Origin of the sequence: Thalassospira indica, assembly GCF_003403095.1 — a bacterium.
Taxonomy (GTDB): Bacteria; Pseudomonadota; Alphaproteobacteria; order Rhodospirillales; family Thalassospiraceae; genus Thalassospira; species Thalassospira indica.
On record NZ_CP031555.1, the window covers coordinates 1,818,860 to 1,833,527 of the forward strand.

13 protein-coding genes are annotated in these 14,668 nt (G+C 55.4%); 7 read left to right on the top strand and 6 right to left on the bottom strand.

Features of this window, described 5'->3' with window-relative positions; genetic code table 11:
* Positions 1 to 88 precede the first annotated feature (88 nt).
* Positions 89 to 2,509: a heavy metal translocating P-type ATPase gene (locus DY252_RS08505; protein WP_064790502.1), complete on the top strand. Its 2,421-nt coding sequence runs from the start codon at positions 89 to 91 to the stop codon at positions 2,507 to 2,509.
* Between the two features lie 81 nt (positions 2,510 to 2,590).
* Here DY252_RS08505 and DY252_RS08510 read toward each other — a convergent pair whose 3' ends face one another.
* Positions 2,591 to 3,502 (bottom strand): sugar kinase, encoded by a 912-nt coding sequence (locus DY252_RS08510; protein WP_064790503.1) that lies wholly within the window; start codon positions 3,500 to 3,502, stop codon positions 2,591 to 2,593.
* A 21-nt stretch (positions 3,503 to 3,523) separates the two neighbouring features.
* Positions 3,524 to 4,570: a D-TA family PLP-dependent enzyme gene (locus tag DY252_RS08515; protein ID WP_064790504.1), complete on the bottom strand. Its 1,047-nt coding sequence runs from the start codon at positions 4,568 to 4,570 to the stop codon at positions 3,524 to 3,526.
* A gap of 172 nt (positions 4,571 to 4,742) precedes the next feature.
* Between DY252_RS08515 and DY252_RS08520 the strand changes: the two genes are divergently transcribed.
* Genes DY252_RS08520 through DY252_RS08545 form a run of 6 tightly spaced genes read left to right on the top strand, consistent with a single transcriptional unit; the run spans position 4,743 to position 8,932 of the window.
* Positions 4,743 to 5,591, top strand: a complete 849-nt coding sequence (locus DY252_RS08520; RefSeq protein ID WP_064790505.1) for a transporter substrate-binding protein — start codon at positions 4,743 to 4,745, stop codon at positions 5,589 to 5,591.
* Between the two features lie 27 nt (positions 5,592 to 5,618).
* Positions 5,619 to 6,281, top strand: coding sequence for an amino acid ABC transporter permease (locus DY252_RS08525; RefSeq protein ID WP_064790506.1), 663 nt, complete (start codon positions 5,619 to 5,621; stop codon positions 6,279 to 6,281).
* An 11-nt stretch (positions 6,282 to 6,292) separates the two neighbouring features.
* Complete coding sequence (locus DY252_RS08530) at positions 6,293 to 6,952, top strand: amino acid ABC transporter permease (protein ID WP_064790507.1); 660 nt, start codon at positions 6,293 to 6,295, stop codon at positions 6,950 to 6,952.
* A gap of 10 nt (positions 6,953 to 6,962) precedes the next feature.
* Complete coding sequence (locus tag DY252_RS08535) at positions 6,963 to 7,727, top strand: amino acid ABC transporter ATP-binding protein (RefSeq protein ID WP_064790508.1); 765 nt, start codon at positions 6,963 to 6,965, stop codon at positions 7,725 to 7,727.
* 18 nt (positions 7,728 to 7,745) lie between these two features.
* Entirely contained in the window at positions 7,746 to 8,132 is a 387-nt protein-coding gene (locus DY252_RS08540) for a RidA family protein (RefSeq protein WP_064790509.1), read from the top strand.
* A gap of 41 nt (positions 8,133 to 8,173) precedes the next feature.
* On the top strand, positions 8,174 to 8,932 hold the full coding sequence (locus tag DY252_RS08545; protein ID WP_064790510.1) for an IclR family transcriptional regulator: 759 nt from the start codon (positions 8,174 to 8,176) through the stop codon (positions 8,930 to 8,932).
* Positions 8,933 to 9,387: 455 nt separating this feature from the next.
* Here the strand turns inward: DY252_RS08545 and DY252_RS08550 are convergent, their stop codons facing one another.
* From DY252_RS08550 to DY252_RS08565, 4 genes are all read right to left on the bottom strand, one after another.
* Entirely contained in the window at positions 9,388 to 10,527 is a 1,140-nt protein-coding gene (locus DY252_RS08550; protein ID WP_064790511.1) for a DUF1513 domain-containing protein, read from the bottom strand.
* Positions 10,528 to 10,551: 24 nt separating this feature from the next.
* The gene (locus tag DY252_RS08555) at positions 10,552 to 11,679 is read right to left on the bottom strand and encodes an imelysin family protein (RefSeq protein WP_064790512.1); all 1,128 of its coding nucleotides are present in this window, start codon (positions 11,677 to 11,679) and stop codon (positions 10,552 to 10,554) included.
* A gap of 80 nt (positions 11,680 to 11,759) precedes the next feature.
* Positions 11,760 to 13,223 (bottom strand): di-heme oxidoreductase family protein, encoded by a 1,464-nt coding sequence (locus tag DY252_RS08560; protein WP_064790513.1) that lies wholly within the window; start codon positions 13,221 to 13,223, stop codon positions 11,760 to 11,762.
* 92 nt (positions 13,224 to 13,315) lie between these two features.
* Positions 13,316 to 14,584: an imelysin family protein gene (locus DY252_RS08565; protein ID WP_064790514.1), complete on the bottom strand. Its 1,269-nt coding sequence runs from the start codon at positions 14,582 to 14,584 to the stop codon at positions 13,316 to 13,318.
* Positions 14,585 to 14,668: the final 84 nt, after the last annotated feature.

A 14,668-nucleotide genomic window follows, 5' to 3' on the forward strand; every position in this document is an offset into this window, starting at 1 on the left:
GACGGTTTGAATGTGATTGACAGTAAGACATATGAACCATAGTTTGAATATAACATATGAACAGAAATTTGATCGTAAGAGGTCTTGAATGTCTTTCGTCGCCAAATGGGATGACCTGCCTGCCATCGGCAATTGCACGCAATGCCGTGATACGCTGATTGATGCCCTGAATAAGGCCGTGCCTGATCATGGCTTTGTCAGTGATGCGCAGGGCATTTCGGCCGCCGCCCCGATCAGTCAGGCCGACGATGAAAAAATGCGTGAAATCCTGCGCCAGCATGGCGGTGCGGTGAACCATTACCATTGGCAGGTGGCCGGGATGGATTGCGGGTCATGTGTTACGAAGATTGAAAACGCCCTTGGCAAGTTTGAGGGTGTTTCATGCATTGATGTCTCGATGATGCGCGAAACCGTGACACTTGGCATCGATGAAGCCCACGATAAAACCCGTTCAGACATTACCAAAACCCTCAATAAGCTTGGATACCCGGCACATGAAAAGAATCCTCAGGGGGCGGCAAAGGCAAGCGGATCGTCTTGCTGTGCTGGCAACAGTTGCGGCTCGAGTGCCGCGAATGCGGGCGCAGCGTCGGCTGAGAGTGGTTCGCTAAACGCCCCCAAACAGAGCCTTCTGCGTCGTTTCGCGCCATGGTCCTCGGAAAATGATGAAATCGCCTTTGCCGCCATTTGCCTTGCACTCGGCGGACTGATTGGTGCGATTTTCCCGGTGACGTTGCCTTATGCCATGTCCGTGGCCTCCCTGTTGGCAGCATTGCCTGTGATGAAAAAGGCGGCGCGGTTGGCGCAAAGCGGGGCGGTGTTTTCGATCGAGCTTCTGATGTCGGTTGCCGTGATTGGTGCAGTGGCGATTGGCGAAAGCCTTGAAGCAGGGATGGTGGTCTTGTTGTTTGCCATTGGCGAGCGGCTTGAAGGTGTGGCGGCCGGCCGGGCGAGAAGTGGCGTGAAGGCGTTGATGAAGCTCGCCCCGGAACAGGCACGGCGTGTTGTTGATGCCGGTTTTGAGACCGTGACCCCGCGTGATCTTGTTGTTGATGACATCATCGAAGTCCGCCCGGGCGAACGGGTGCCATCCGATGGCGTGATTGAAAGTGGTGTGGCCGAGATTGACAACAGCCACCTGACCGGTGAATCGGTCCCGGTCTATAGCGACGCGGGCACAGATGTTTTTGCCGGTGCGATTGTCACCGACAGTCCGGTCCGCATTCGCGTGACCCGTGCGGCGGGCCAAACCATGCTGGACCGGGTGATTGAGCTGGTCGAGCAAAGTGAAAAGCACAAGGCACCTGTAGAACGCTTTGTTGCCAAGTTTGCCCGCATCTACACCCCGATTATCATGGGGCTTGCGCTCGCCACGGTCGTGATCCCGCCGCTCCTGTTCGGGCAGGCGTGGGAAGAATGGATTTATCGCGGTCTGGCCCTGCTTCTGATTGGCTGCCCTTGTGCCTTGGTGATCTCGACACCGGCGGCGGTCACCTCGGCCCTCGCACGCGCGACCAGGATCGGCCTTCTGGTCAAGGGGGGGGCTGCGCTGGAGCTGATCGGAGCTGTGCGCACTATGGCGTTTGACAAAACCGGCACGTTGACCGAAGGCAAACCAAAACTAAGCGCAATCAAAACAGCCGATGGTTATGGCGAGAATGGTATTCTGACGATTGCCGCAGCCCTTGAGGCCGTCACATCGCACCCGCTTGCACGTGCTGTCGTCACGGCCGCTGAAAACCGTAATCTTGATCTGCCAGTGGTCGAACAGGCCAGAACCATTGCCGGTGCCGGTGTCGAAGGTCGCATTGACGGGGCGCTGTATCGGGTGGGGGCGGCCAAACGTCTGAACGGTATGCCGGATGGCGAGGTGGGCGATTGGCTTACTGAGCAAGAAGATGATGGCAGCACTGCGGTTGTTGTCCTGAAAGACGGGCAGGTAATCGGCGCCCTTGCCTTGCGCGATGTTGCGCGCAGTGACGCGAAGAACGCGCTTGGCGAACTTAACAGGCTTAACATCACACCGGTGATGTTGACGGGCGATGCGGATCGGGTTGCCAAACGCATGGCCGCAGAGCTTGGCATGGAGTATCGCGCCGAACTGATGCCCGAAGACAAATTGAATGCCTTGGCGGAACTGCGGGATGATCCGAAACGATCCGGTCCGGTGGCGATGGTCGGGGATGGCATCAACGATGCCCCGGCGCTGAAATCCGCCGATGTGGGTATCGCGATTGGCGGGGGTACTGATATCGCGCTTGAGGCCGCCGATGCGGTGGCGGTCAAGGACCGGCTGAGTGATGTGGTCAATCTGGTGAAGTTGTCACGTGCGGCACGCCGGGTGATCCGTGAAAACATCACGATTGCATTGGGGCTTAAGGCGGTCTTTCTGGTGACATCCATCACCGGTCTGACCGGCCTCTGGCTTGCCGTTCTGGCCGACACGGGGGCGACGGTTCTGGTGACCATCAATTCGCTGAGACTGTTGATCGCCTTGCGCAAGGCATAGAACAGGGTGAACATCGGCCATAATGAACAAAGCCCGGCATGATGCCGGGCTTTGTGCTGTGATAATGGTTTGTTCCGGTGCTTAAAGGTCTGCCATCATCTCGGCTGGAATGATCGCTCCGCGATGGGTGATGACCTTGCTGGCAAGCTTGTGTCCGGCAAGGGTTGCTGTCACGCCGTCCTGTCCCTTAAGCAAGCCTGCCATAAAGCCTGCGTTAAAGCTGTCACCGGCGGCCGTCGTATCAATCGGGGTGACCGGTTCCGGGATCGGAATGTGTCGGGTTCCCCCTCCTTCATAAAGAAGGCAACCTTGTTCCCCCTGTTTGACGACAATCAGGGCAGAGCTCAGCTTGGCAATGCGGCCCACGGTGTCTTGCGCCGTTTTATCTCCCCAAAGAAGCTGTTCGTCATCGAATGTCGGCATCATGACATCGGCAAGGGCGGTGATGCGGGCGTATGTCTCACGCGCCTGTTCTTCCTTGCCAGACCAAAGCTTGGGCCGGAAATTGCCATCAAAGGCGATCTTGCCACCCTTGTCCTTGTGGGCCTGAAGGGTCTGGAACAGAAGCGTCGTGTCATCTTCAAGCACATGCAAACTGATCCCGGAAAGATACAGCCATGGCGCATCTTCAAGCGCCTGCAAATAGGCCGGGCCAGCCAGTGACATGGTTTGGCGTGCCGCAGACTGATTGCGCCAGTAATGGAAAAAGCGTTCGCCGTCTGCACGGTTGGTGATCGAATAAAGTCCGGTATTTGCCTGATCCGTAGTGATCAGGAACGCATCACTGACGTGGTTGTCTTTCAGCACGGACCGGATCTGCTCACCAAACGGGTCTTCGCCGACGGCAGAGGCAAAGGCGCACCTGATCCCAAGGCGACCAAGATAGACCGCAGTATTAAACGTATCACCGCCAACCTTGACGCTGGCGTTTCCGGCCGGGTCGAAAGAAATTTCGCCCATGGCTTCGCCAATGCAAATGACATCAACAGACATCACAAAACTCCCTGAGGTGAACTAGCGCAGCATGCCGCGTGCGGCGACCGGCATTTCCATCACTTCGCCGTTCTGATCCTTGATCCAGACGGTTGGAAACAGGTTGGTCACGACGCAGATGTGATTGGGGATAATCGAAATCACGTCACCGACTGCCGGGTCCCAATCGCTGTCACCAAGCTCAATGATGCCGTGTTCTTCGGACAGGCCGACAATTGACGCATCCGGTGCCTCTCGAACCATCCCAAAGCCTTCCAATCCCAGCAGGTCGGAACTGAGCGCCTTTGATCCGGCATCAATGATGGCACGGGTTTTGGTTGGGCGGGAAACCACAGTGGTCTTAACAACTGCGGCACAGTTTTCAACGCAACATGCACCACGCGCAATCAGGGAACGGTCATTGTAAATGTAGGTCCCGGCGCGGTGTTCGGTCGCGTGGTCGAATGCGTTTAGCGCGTCAAGGTTTGGCGTACCGCCGGTCGAGACAGCCGGGCATGAAAGTCCAGTGTCCTCGATGCGTTTTTTGGCATCGCTCAGCCATTTATCAACTTTGTCTGCGTGGTCCATCGGCGGGTAGGTCATCAAGCCGCCAAATCTCAATCCGGGCAGCTCGTTGATTTTCGAAGCCAGTTCGGTGGCATCCACCGGGCTTTGCACGCCACACCGTCCTGCACCGGTGTCGCATTCCACAAGCACGGTCAATTCGGTTTCTTCATCCGCAAAGCGCGCGGATAGGCCCTTGGCAACGGTCAAGTTGTCACAGGTGACCGACAGGGTGCATTTGCGTGCCAGTGCCACCAGACGATCAAGTTTGGCATCACCAATGACGTTGTAGGTCAGCAATATGTCGCGGAGTCCGCCCTCAACCATAACCTCGGCCTCGCCAATCTTCTGGCAGGTGATGCCGATTGCCCCGGCCTCAATCTGTCGTTTGGCAAAAAACGGCAGCTTGTGCGTCTTGATATGCGGGCGTGTCTTTAGGCCCGCCGCAACGGCAAGGTTTTGGAAACGCGCAATGTTTTCGTCAACGACGGGGAGATCAATCACAAGGCAGGGGGTGTCGAGCATGCTGGTTCCTGATTGGTTTGAGGTTGGCGCTCTCAGCTTTTTGCAAAACGAAATTGACATATCTTGAACGCCGCTGCTAGGGTAAATCCGAAATAACGGGATATATTCCGTTATAACGGAAAAACAAAAAACGATCCAAGAATGTGTGGCTCATTTGAAAGTGGAGACAAAAATGGCATTTCTTAAAACTCTGGCGGTCGCAACTGTCATGACCGCGACGGCGGCTTCAGCACTCGGTACTGCATCCGCTCAGGAAACAAGCAAACTTCAGCAGGTCCTTGATCGCGGCTATCTGGTCCTTGGGACCGGGTCGACCAATCCGCCGTGGCACTTTGTTGATTCAGACAACAAGCTCAAAGGTTTTGACGTTGATATGGGCCGTCTTGTGGCGAAGGCCCTGTTTGGCGACCCGGATAAGATCGAGTATGTCCAGCAGTCGGGCGACGCACGTATTCCGAACCTGGTCACCGACAAGGTCGACATGGCCTGCCAGTTCATGACGGTCACTGCCGAACGTGCCCAGCAGATCGAATTCACCATTCCTTACTATCGCGAAGGTGTTGGTCTGTTGCTGATGGCAAATGGCGACTACGCGGATTATGACGCGCTGAAAGAAGGTGGTGATGATGTCACCGTCGCAGTTCTGCAGAACGTCTATGCCGAAGAAATGGTGCATGCGGCCCTGCCAGAAGCTGAAGTTGATCAGTATGACAGCGTCGATCTGATGTATCAGGCTCTGAATTCCGGCCGTGCCGAAGCTGCGGCAACTGATCAGTCCGCGCTTCGCTGGTTCATGGTTCAGAATCCGGATCGTTACAAAGACGCCGGTTATGCATGGAACCCGCAAAGCTATTCCTGTGGTGTAAAACCGGGCGATCAGCGTTGGCTGAACTTCGTCAATACCGTTCTGCATGAAGGCATGACCGGTGTTGAGTTCCCGTTCTACGCTGAAAGCTTCAAAACCTGGTTTGGTGAAGAGCTCGACACGCCGAAAATCGGCTTCCCTGTCGAGTACAAGTAATCAACGCAAGCATCCGGGAACTCCGTTGTGAATTACGATTTCAACTTTGACGTCATCTGGCGTAACTGGGATCTCCTCGCAGAGGGGCTCGGGCTGGGTTTGTTCTTGGCCATTGTCTCGATTGCGATCGGATGCGGGATCGGTCTTCTGGCGGCGTTCGGGATGCTTTCGCGTCACAGAACCTTGCGCTGGATCGCGGTGGCTTATGTCTCCGCGATCCGCAATACCCCGATCCTTGTTCTTATCCTGTTTTGCTATTTTGCCCTGCCGCAACTGGGCATCGCGCTCGATAAAATCTCGTCCTTTATTTTTACGCTTTCGATCTATGCCGGGGCGTATCTGGCCGAGGTTTTCCGATCCGGTCTGATGGCACTGCCAAAGGGACTGCGCGAAGCCGGGCTTGCGATTGGTCTGACAGAATTCAAGATCAAGACAAACATCATCATTCCGGTGATGTTTCGAAATGTTCTGCCGTCACTTTCAAACAACTTCATTTCGCTGTTCAAGGATACGTCCCTTGCCGCGGCCATCGCCGTGCCGGAGCTGACCTTTTATGCGCGCAAGATCAATGTCGAAAGCTTCCGTGTGATTGAAACATGGATGGTTGCCTCAATGATCTATGTGGTTGCCTGTTATGTGATCGCTGCTCTGCTGCGCCGTCTTGAACTGCGCCTTGCAGTTCCACGCTAAAGGGGTATCAGATGAATTTCTCTCTTTTCCTGACAGAACTGTGGAACGCCCGTCTAAGTCTGCTTTCCGGGTTGGGCGATACGATCCTGATTTCTGCGGCATCTGTGGTTATGGGTTCAGTCCTTGGCGTCTTTATCGGTCTTGCAATGACCTATGGGGCGAAGTGGCTGCGCTTTATCGTGCGGTTATATATCGACTTCCTGCGCGGAACCCCGGTCTTTGTCCTGATCTTGGCCTGTTTCTATATCCTGTCGGTTGTAGGTCTTGATCTGACAGCGTTTCAGGCCGGTGTTTTGGCACTGACGCTATTTTGTTCGTCGCATGTCGGCGAGATCGTCCGTGGTGCCTTGATCGCTATTCCGGCGGGCCAGACCGAAGCCGCCAAATCGGTCGGCCTGACATTCGGGCAAACCTTTGTTTACGTGCTGCTGCCCCAGGCCTTACGACAGATATTGCCAACCTGGGTCAATACCGCGACCGAGATCGTCAAGGCATCAACGCTTCTGTCGATCATTGGTGTGGTGGAGCTTCTGCTGGCCACCCAGCAGGTCATCTCGCGCACATACCTCAGCCTCGAGTTCTATCTCTTTGCGGGCTTTGTCTATTTCCTTTTGAACTTCGTGATCGAGCAGGCTGGTCGTGCCGTCGAACGCCGCATTTCGATCCCATAAAGAGGCAATCATGTCCCCAATTTTGACTATTTCCGGCCTTCACAAAAGCTTTGGCAAGGTCGAAGTGCTTAAGGGCATTGACCTGACCATGCAGCAGGGCGATGTGGTGTCGCTGATCGGATCTTCCGGTTCGGGCAAGACCACGCTTCTGCGCTGTGTGAACCTTCTGGAAGATTTTGAGCAGGGCTCGATCGAACTGGCAGGTCAGTCCATCGGTTACAAACAGGACGGCGGCCAACGTCGCCGCCTGTCAGAACGTGAAATTGCCCGTCAGCGCGCCATGACCGGCATGGCATTTCAGCAGTTCAACCTTTTCCCGCATATGACGGCCATTCGCAACGTCATGCTTGGTCTGATCAAGACCAAGAAGATGGCCAAGGACGACGCACGCGCGATTGCCGAAAAATGGCTCGATCGTGTAGGGATGGGGCAGCGTCGCGATCACTATCCGGGGCAGCTTTCCGGTGGTCAGCAACAGCGCGTGGCAATTGCACGTGCCATCGCGATGAACCCGCAAATCATGCTGTTTGACGAAGTGACCTCCGCACTTGATCCCGAACTGGTGTCCGAAGTGCTGGCCGTGGTCCGTGATCTGGCGACTGAGGGTATGACCATGTTGCTCGTGACGCACGAAATGCGGTTTGCGCGCGATGTGTCAACCAAGGTCGTTTTCATGCATCAGGGGCGTATTCACGAAGAAGGTTCCCCTGAGGAAATTTTCGGTGCGCCGAAAACCGAACGTTTGCAGGGTTTCCTTGCAAATTCTGAATTTTAAGAAGCAGGAGATATTTTTATGAGCATTACAAGACACGGCGTTGGCGAAGGTAAAGGCAACGGTCAGAAGGCACTGCCTTTTGCCAAGGCCACCGAAGCCGATGGTTGGCTTTATGTGTCCGGACAAACCCCGATGCGTGATGGCGAAGTTGTCGGCAACGGCATCGTCGAACAGTCTCGTATCGCGATTGAGAACATGCTCAAAATCGTTGAAGATGCCGGTTACACCGCAGCTGACATCATGCGTATTGGTGTCTGGCTTGATGACGCGCGTGATTTCTGGTCCTTCAATGGCGTGTTCGAGGAATATTTCAGCGAAAATCCCCCGGCACGTGCCTGTGTTCAGTCATCAATGGTTGTTGACTGCAAAGTAGAGGTCGACTGCATTGCCTTTCGTAAGGCATAACAGTCTGCAACTATTGCGGTAAGACGTTAAGCGAGGGGTTTATGACAGAACAGCAGATACGAAAGCGTGCGCGCGGCATTGACCGTGCGTTCGATATTCTTGATCATCTGCGTAATGTCAGAACCTCTCAGCGTCCTGCCGAAATCGCCCAGGCTTTGGGCGCGCCGACCTCGACGGTTTATGACTTGATCGGCACGCTGATCGATCACGGCATGCTTGAAGTTACCGATGCCAATGGCTCGGTCTTTTTGGGGCGTCGGGTTTATTTCCTTGGGCTTGCCTATCGGGACTATTTCGACCTGACCCGGCAGGCGGCTGGGGTGCTTGATGAAATCACCGCAAGCACCAAGGAAACCTCCCAGTTTTGTATGCTTGATGGCAACAAGTATACCGTTGCCCTGCAACGCGAAGGCAGCCGCCCATTTCGTATTTCTGCCGATGTCGGGGAACGGACTGCTATTCCATGGACGGCGTCTGGCCGGCTTTTGCTGGGGCACCTGAGTGATCAGGAAATCCGCGATCTGATCCCGGCTGAGGACTTTATCCTGCCCGACGGGCGTCAAATGGATATTGCTGCCTATATCGCCGAAATCCGTCGCGCGCATGATGAACGCTTTTTCTCGTTCGACAGCATTGTGGATACCTTCACCCATTGCTTCGCCGCACCGGTCTATAATCAAAGCGGTATCTGTTCTGCCACGCTGTGTATCGTCGCCCCCAAGGACGACGCACGTAAAAACTATGATCTCTATAAAACCGTGCTTCAGACAGCGGGCGACAAGCTTTCCAAAACCGTCTGAACCCACACGGCATCAGTTATAGAAACACATCACCCGGATCAATCGTCCGGGTGTTTTTGTTTTGTGCGTTGGTGTTCTGAAGAGTTGTGCCAGAAAAGAGAAAGCGGCGGTTATCGTTTCCCGCATCGATAACCACCGCTTTTCCACCTTGAGAGGCCTATGGGGAGAGAGGACCCATAGGTCTGAGAGACAAGCCGCTTGGGGACAAGTGCGAATGGGTTGCATTCGCGGGCTGTGTCGAGACCCGTTATAGGTAAGAAAAAACACCGACGCAAGTGAAAATCGTTCTCATTTGCGAAAAACTTTTGGTTGATGCCTTTCTGATATAAATATCCCGACAAAAACAGTTGGTTAAGCGCGGTGTTTATGCCCGGATTTCCGCGATTTTCAGATGCTGGGAATAGAAAAACCCGCAGGGTTTGTGCGGGTTTTGAATGGTTTTATCGTTGGGTTTTTTAGGCAATCATCCGGCGTAAATGATTGTCCCAATGCTGCGATTTCAAAGAATCGTCGGGCAGTTCCATACGTTTGCGGCGAATCGCATCCATTCGCCAGCCATTGCCAAGGCCGCTGGTACCAACAAACTCACCGGCGCGATCCGTCGCGGCAAGGCCGCAGCCATCAGGGGCGGCGATATGAGTCAGGAAGTCATTGGTTTGCGCATCCCAGAAGGTCACAAGCCCGCCGCGCGGACAGGAAATACCAAATACCTGACCCGATGCATCAAATCGCACCGACCCGCAATATTGCCGCATACGGTATTGGACCGTGTCGGGGGCCTCAATCGGGCGGATGTCTGATCCCGGTTGCCAGATACCGACAAGCGGCACCTGATCGGTCAAATCGCCCTGATACTGGAAACCTGCGGCAATCGTGCCATTCGATGCCACATCAAGATGGCGGATCGAAAGTTTGTGCCAGTCATGTTTAAGCGCCGCCTGATGAACAAGCTTGCCAGTCCGGCGATCAATGATTGACAGGTTGGGTTGCATCGAGCTGATATTAAGTGGTGTGCGCCCGTCCTGATCGGGATGGGTGTGCAATCCGCCATTGGCAATCACCAGATGGTCGCCACCCGGCATCAGATGCAGTTCATGTGGGCCGGTGCCAAAGCTGTCAAACTCCGCCACCCGGCGATAGCCATCCTCGGCATCCCAGACCGAAACCACACCGCGGGCGTGATCAAAGTCGTTCTCGGTGATGTAAAGATATCGGCCATCATTGGAATAGATCGCATGGCCATAAAACCGGCGGTCTTCCGGGCAATGCAGTTTGGCGCGCACATCCCCCGTATGGCGATCCAGGATCAGGCCATAAAGCCCCGGACGGCGTTCCACCGCGGCCACATCAACATGGTTGGGGCGAAGACCGATGTCGTGACCACGGCCGGGCAGGGGTTGTTCAAACAGGATCTTGCCCGACGCATTGAACGCGCTGACATAATAATCGCCATTATCCCCGGCACTGGCCGAGATATAAACCGCGCGGTCTTCGGGATTTGGGGTGGTTGCCGCACGGGCAAGGCCCACCGGCAACAGGGTGAAAGCCCCGCCAACACCCATAAGCTTCAGGAAGCTGCGACGTTGATATGCCATCTTTGATCTCCTGCCGTCTGGGCCCTAGTCACCATCAAGCGCGTTAAAGCCGCCACCAAGTTGGGTATTGCCGCCGACATCGTTTTCAACAAGCGTGATCAGGAAATCAATCTGCCCCTTAAGGTCTGTCAGCACGGCATAACCATCGGGCTGTTCCAGCACCTCGGCAACAGAGGGCGGCAGCCCTGCCACTGTGTCGCCAACAGTCTGCCAGTTAAGCTTGAACGACCGATCCAGCAGGCTGTTGTCAATCAACGTGGCCAGGCCCTTGCCTTCTTCGCCAACATCCCCCCACGTGCCGTCATAGATGGCAAACAGTCCAATAAGGTTATGTTCGATATTACGAAGGGATCGTTCCGAGATCGGGCTTTCCGCACGGCCTGCACTGGCGTCCTCGGCCCCATCGCCAAGCGGACGGGCGAGCTTCTGGCTTGAGATGATCAAAAGCCCTTCATGCAGGGCACGATACAGATCGGTCGCGGCAAACTTGGCAGTGGGATAATCCATGCTGTCCGGTCCGGCATTTTCCATTGCCGTGGCAAATTCCGGCCAATCGGCCTGCAATTCGCCCGAAAGCGTAACAAGGTTGGTGGCAATTGCCGTGCCGTACTGGCACAGGAACACGCCATCTTCATTGGCCGCAATCATCTGATCACCGTGATCATCGGCAAACAGGACTTCTTCGAGTGCCGGGAAACCCTGAAGTGCTGCACTGGCGCCAGAAAGCTTTTCGGGATCGGTATAGGCGGCCGGTTTGTCAAACATCAGTTTGCGGAACTGACGTGCGGCCGTGCCATGTTTGTCCGGCCAGTATTCGATATGCTGATCACGGCCATTGGCAACCAGCGGCCCCATGCGCCAGGGCTGGATTTCCTGCCAGATATCCATCGCTTTGTGAAAGGCCGCTTGGGTGTCTTCAAGTCCGCCCTTATCGGGATCTGAACAGAAATCCTTGAACTCGCTGGTCAGATTTTCCGTCGCCGCGTGGAAGTCATCAAGCTTCGGCGGCATTACGGTGCCCAGCAAGTGCGCCAGAACCGGCTGATAGTTTTCATCGGGAATATCGGCACGGGCATCGGGGCTGGTCACACCAACAGCAAGAACGGTGGTGGTCGAAAGCAACAAGGTGCGCCAGCTCGGTTTGCAGAACATATGACTTATTCCGATATTCACGTGATTTGGTATCTGGTTTGGTATCCGGTTTGGCATTCGGTCTTGCGACATATACCGCGTCACAATGACTTTAGAAATGCCAACAATTGACTGCGCTCCGATGGTGGCAGCTTTGTGACTGCCTCGCGGGCGCGCGCAGCCTCGCCCCCATGCCACAGGATCGCTTCAAGAATGGTTCTCGCCCGTCCGTCATGCAGGAAGCGGGCACGTGGATCAATCTCTTGCGCGCGGCCAATCCCCCAAAGCGGTGGCGTGCGCCATTCACTGCCCGATGCCTGCGCCTCCGGCCGATGATCGGCAAGGCCGTCGCCCATGTCGTGTAACAACAGGTCCGTGTAAGGCCAGATCACCTGCCCGGATTGTTCGGGCATGTCAGCACGTTCGGGCAATTCATAGCGCGGCGTGTGGCAGGATGCGCAACCAATCGCCTCAAAGATCGCTTCGCCCGCGACGACGTCCGCATTATTGGCGTTGGCGCGCGCAGGCAGGGCGATGTTGCGCGCGTAATGAAGTACCAGATCGGTCATTACGGAATGGACTTCCAGCCCATCGAATTCTTCGTCATTGCCATCGGGCGCATTGATACAGTCCGTTTGCGCAGCCGTGCAATCACCGCTGGCATTTGGATACAGCGGAGTGGAAAGGCCGATATCAAACTGGAACGCATTCTGGTTTTGCTGATCAAGGGTCGGCATCCCCGCCTTCCAGCCAAACCGGCCAATCGCCATCTTGGAATTGGCAATGTCCCAAACCTGATTAAGCCGCCCGGAAATGCCGTCGCCATCTTTATCCTGCGGATCGCTGGTCGCGATCAGGGTGCTGTCAGGAATGGCTTCCAGCAGCCCAAGTCCAATCATCGGCGGGGCAAGGCGCGGGGACACCATAATGTCTGGATGCAGCGGCCCATAGGCCAGATCGGTCATTTCATATTTTGGGTTGCGCAAGGTAACCGTCTCACCGCCGGCCAAAGGAACATTGGTTGTTGTATAGGTCACCTTGACCCTTCCCTCTGCCTGAATGCCGGGGATCGAGAAATCCTGAAACTGGCCGCCATAAACCGGGTCGGGGATGGTGGCCAGTTTACCATCCAGATGATCGCGGAGTTGCTCGGCGGTCTGTGGCGGGATGGACAGGCGCAACAACATTGATGTTGCCCCGGCTTCACTATCATTTTCGTCGACCGGATGACCGCGGCCATTGCGGATATGGCATCCGCTGCACGCGCGTGAATTAAACAGTGGTCCCAATCCGTCTGCTGCCTTGGTACGGGTTGGGGCGGTGACCCATAATCTTTGAAAAAGAGCTTCCCCCAGCTTGAAATCAAGCCGCTTTTCAAAGCTCATGTTGGCTGATTGGTGCACGAAGGCATTGCGGCCCTTTGCCCCGGTCCAGCTTGTTTCACCGCCGGGCATCGCCGGGTCACCGATGGTCTGTGCATTAACGGCGATTGGCGCAATAGCAAGACCAATGGATGCCAGCCAGAACGGGAATGAAAACAGGGGCGTGCGTGCGGGACGGTTCATGGAAGTCTTCTAATTCGAGGTCAAAGCAAAACGGCGGGAGACTTCATCCCCCGCCGTTCACAGTCAGTCAGGCAGGTGCCTGATGATCAGGATTAGTTGACAGCAGCCGGATTGTCGAGGCTGTCAGAACCTTCGAACTCGATACCATCGATGCCAACTGCGGCAATGATCTGTTCGATCGATTTGGTCTGATCAACAAGTGCATCAACAAAGTTCTGAACGACGGCATTGCCATCTTCGTTGCCCATGGCGATCAGCTGATCAAAGGCTTCGCCGCCCTTCGCGCGGGTGACCATGACTTTACCGGCAACAACCGATGCCGCCAGCTTGGCACGCAGTTCGGTATCCAGTGCCGCGTCATTGGCCGCAACCAGATCAGAAAGCGACGGGCCTTCAACGACCGAACCATCAACACGGGTGTAACGACCAAGGTAAACGTTCTGGATGCCCAGTGCGTCGTAGAAGTGGCTGTTGTGGGTGTTGTCCGAGAAGCAGTCATGCTCTTCTTCCGGATCATGCAGCAGCAGGCCAAGCTTGGTGCGCTCGCCGCCCAGTTCGCCATAAGAAAGCGAACCCATGCCGGTCACAATCGCGGTCAGGCCCGGCACGCCATCACCTTCAAGAACGGTTTCGCGTGCTTCGCCGCCTTGGGCCCACTGTGCGGTCATCCATTCAAGATCGGAAACCATCAGATCAACTGCCGCCTGAAGGTATTCACCACGACGGTCGCAATTACCATTGGTGCAGGTATCACCCGATGCATAGTCGGTCCATTTACGTTCGCCAGCACCGGCATCCGTGCCATGCAGGTCCTGCCCCCAAAGAAGGAATTCAATCGCGTGGTAGCCGGTGGCAACGTTTGCTTCGACATCGTCGATTTCATGCAGGCTTTCAAGCAAAGCTGCATCAATGGTCGATGCATCAATGGTTTCGCCCGAAATGGTCAGGGTCGGGTTGGCAATCACATTGGCGGTGTAAGCCGGGTTTTCTTCGCTTTCTTCGCCGTAAAGGCCGGTTTCGACATAGTCGATCAGACCTTCATCAAGCGGCCAGGCATTAACCTTGCCTTCCCAGTCATCAACAATCGCGTTGCCGAAACGATAAACTTCGGTCTGCTGATAGGGTGCGCGCGACGCCAGCCATGCGGATTTCGCGGCATCAAAGGTCGAAGCCGACGGATTTGCAACCAGCTCATCAATCGCCGCCTGCAGTTCCTTGGCGGTGATCAGTGAATCTTCGTAACCGGCATGCGCGATATCGGCATAAGTGGTCAGCACGTCTTTGGCGGCCGGTGCGGCATAAGCCTGCGCGCCAAGGGTAGTGACCAGTGCGGCCGTACCCAGAATCTTTGCGATCTTCATAGGAGTTCCCATCTATCCCTGAATGGTGAGCCAAGGGCAAAAGCCCCTTCGATCAAGGTGAAAATCCGTCACGCCCGAAAACTG

Excerpts from the sequence above, each read along its gene's own strand:
- DY252_RS08505 (WP_064790502.1), top strand. The coding sequence starts at position 89 with ATGTCTTTCGTCGCCAAATGGGATGACCTGCCTGCCATCGGCAATTGC.
- DY252_RS08510 (WP_064790503.1), bottom strand. The coding sequence starts at position 3,502 with ATGTCTGTTGATGTCATTTGCATTGGCGAAGCCATGGGCGAAATTTCT.
- DY252_RS08515 (WP_064790504.1), bottom strand. The coding sequence starts at position 4,570 with ATGCTCGACACCCCCTGCCTTGTGATTGATCTCCCCGTCGTTGACGAA.
- DY252_RS08520 (WP_064790505.1), top strand. The coding sequence starts at position 4,743 with ATGGCATTTCTTAAAACTCTGGCGGTCGCAACTGTCATGACCGCGACG.
- DY252_RS08530 (WP_064790507.1), top strand. The coding sequence starts at position 6,293 with ATGAATTTCTCTCTTTTCCTGACAGAACTGTGGAACGCCCGTCTAAGT.
- DY252_RS08535 (WP_064790508.1), top strand. The coding sequence starts at position 6,963 with ATGTCCCCAATTTTGACTATTTCCGGCCTTCACAAAAGCTTTGGCAAG.
- DY252_RS08540 (WP_064790509.1), top strand. The coding sequence starts at position 7,746 with ATGAGCATTACAAGACACGGCGTTGGCGAAGGTAAAGGCAACGGTCAG.
- DY252_RS08545 (WP_064790510.1), top strand. The coding sequence starts at position 8,174 with ATGACAGAACAGCAGATACGAAAGCGTGCGCGCGGCATTGACCGTGCG.
- DY252_RS08550 (WP_064790511.1), bottom strand. The coding sequence starts at position 10,527 with ATGGCATATCAACGTCGCAGCTTCCTGAAGCTTATGGGTGTTGGCGGG.
- DY252_RS08555 (WP_064790512.1), bottom strand. The coding sequence starts at position 11,679 with ATGTTCTGCAAACCGAGCTGGCGCACCTTGTTGCTTTCGACCACCACC.
- DY252_RS08560 (WP_064790513.1), bottom strand. The coding sequence starts at position 13,223 with ATGAACCGTCCCGCACGCACGCCCCTGTTTTCATTCCCGTTCTGGCTG.
- DY252_RS08565 (WP_064790514.1), bottom strand. The coding sequence starts at position 14,584 with ATGAAGATCGCAAAGATTCTGGGTACGGCCGCACTGGTCACTACCCTT.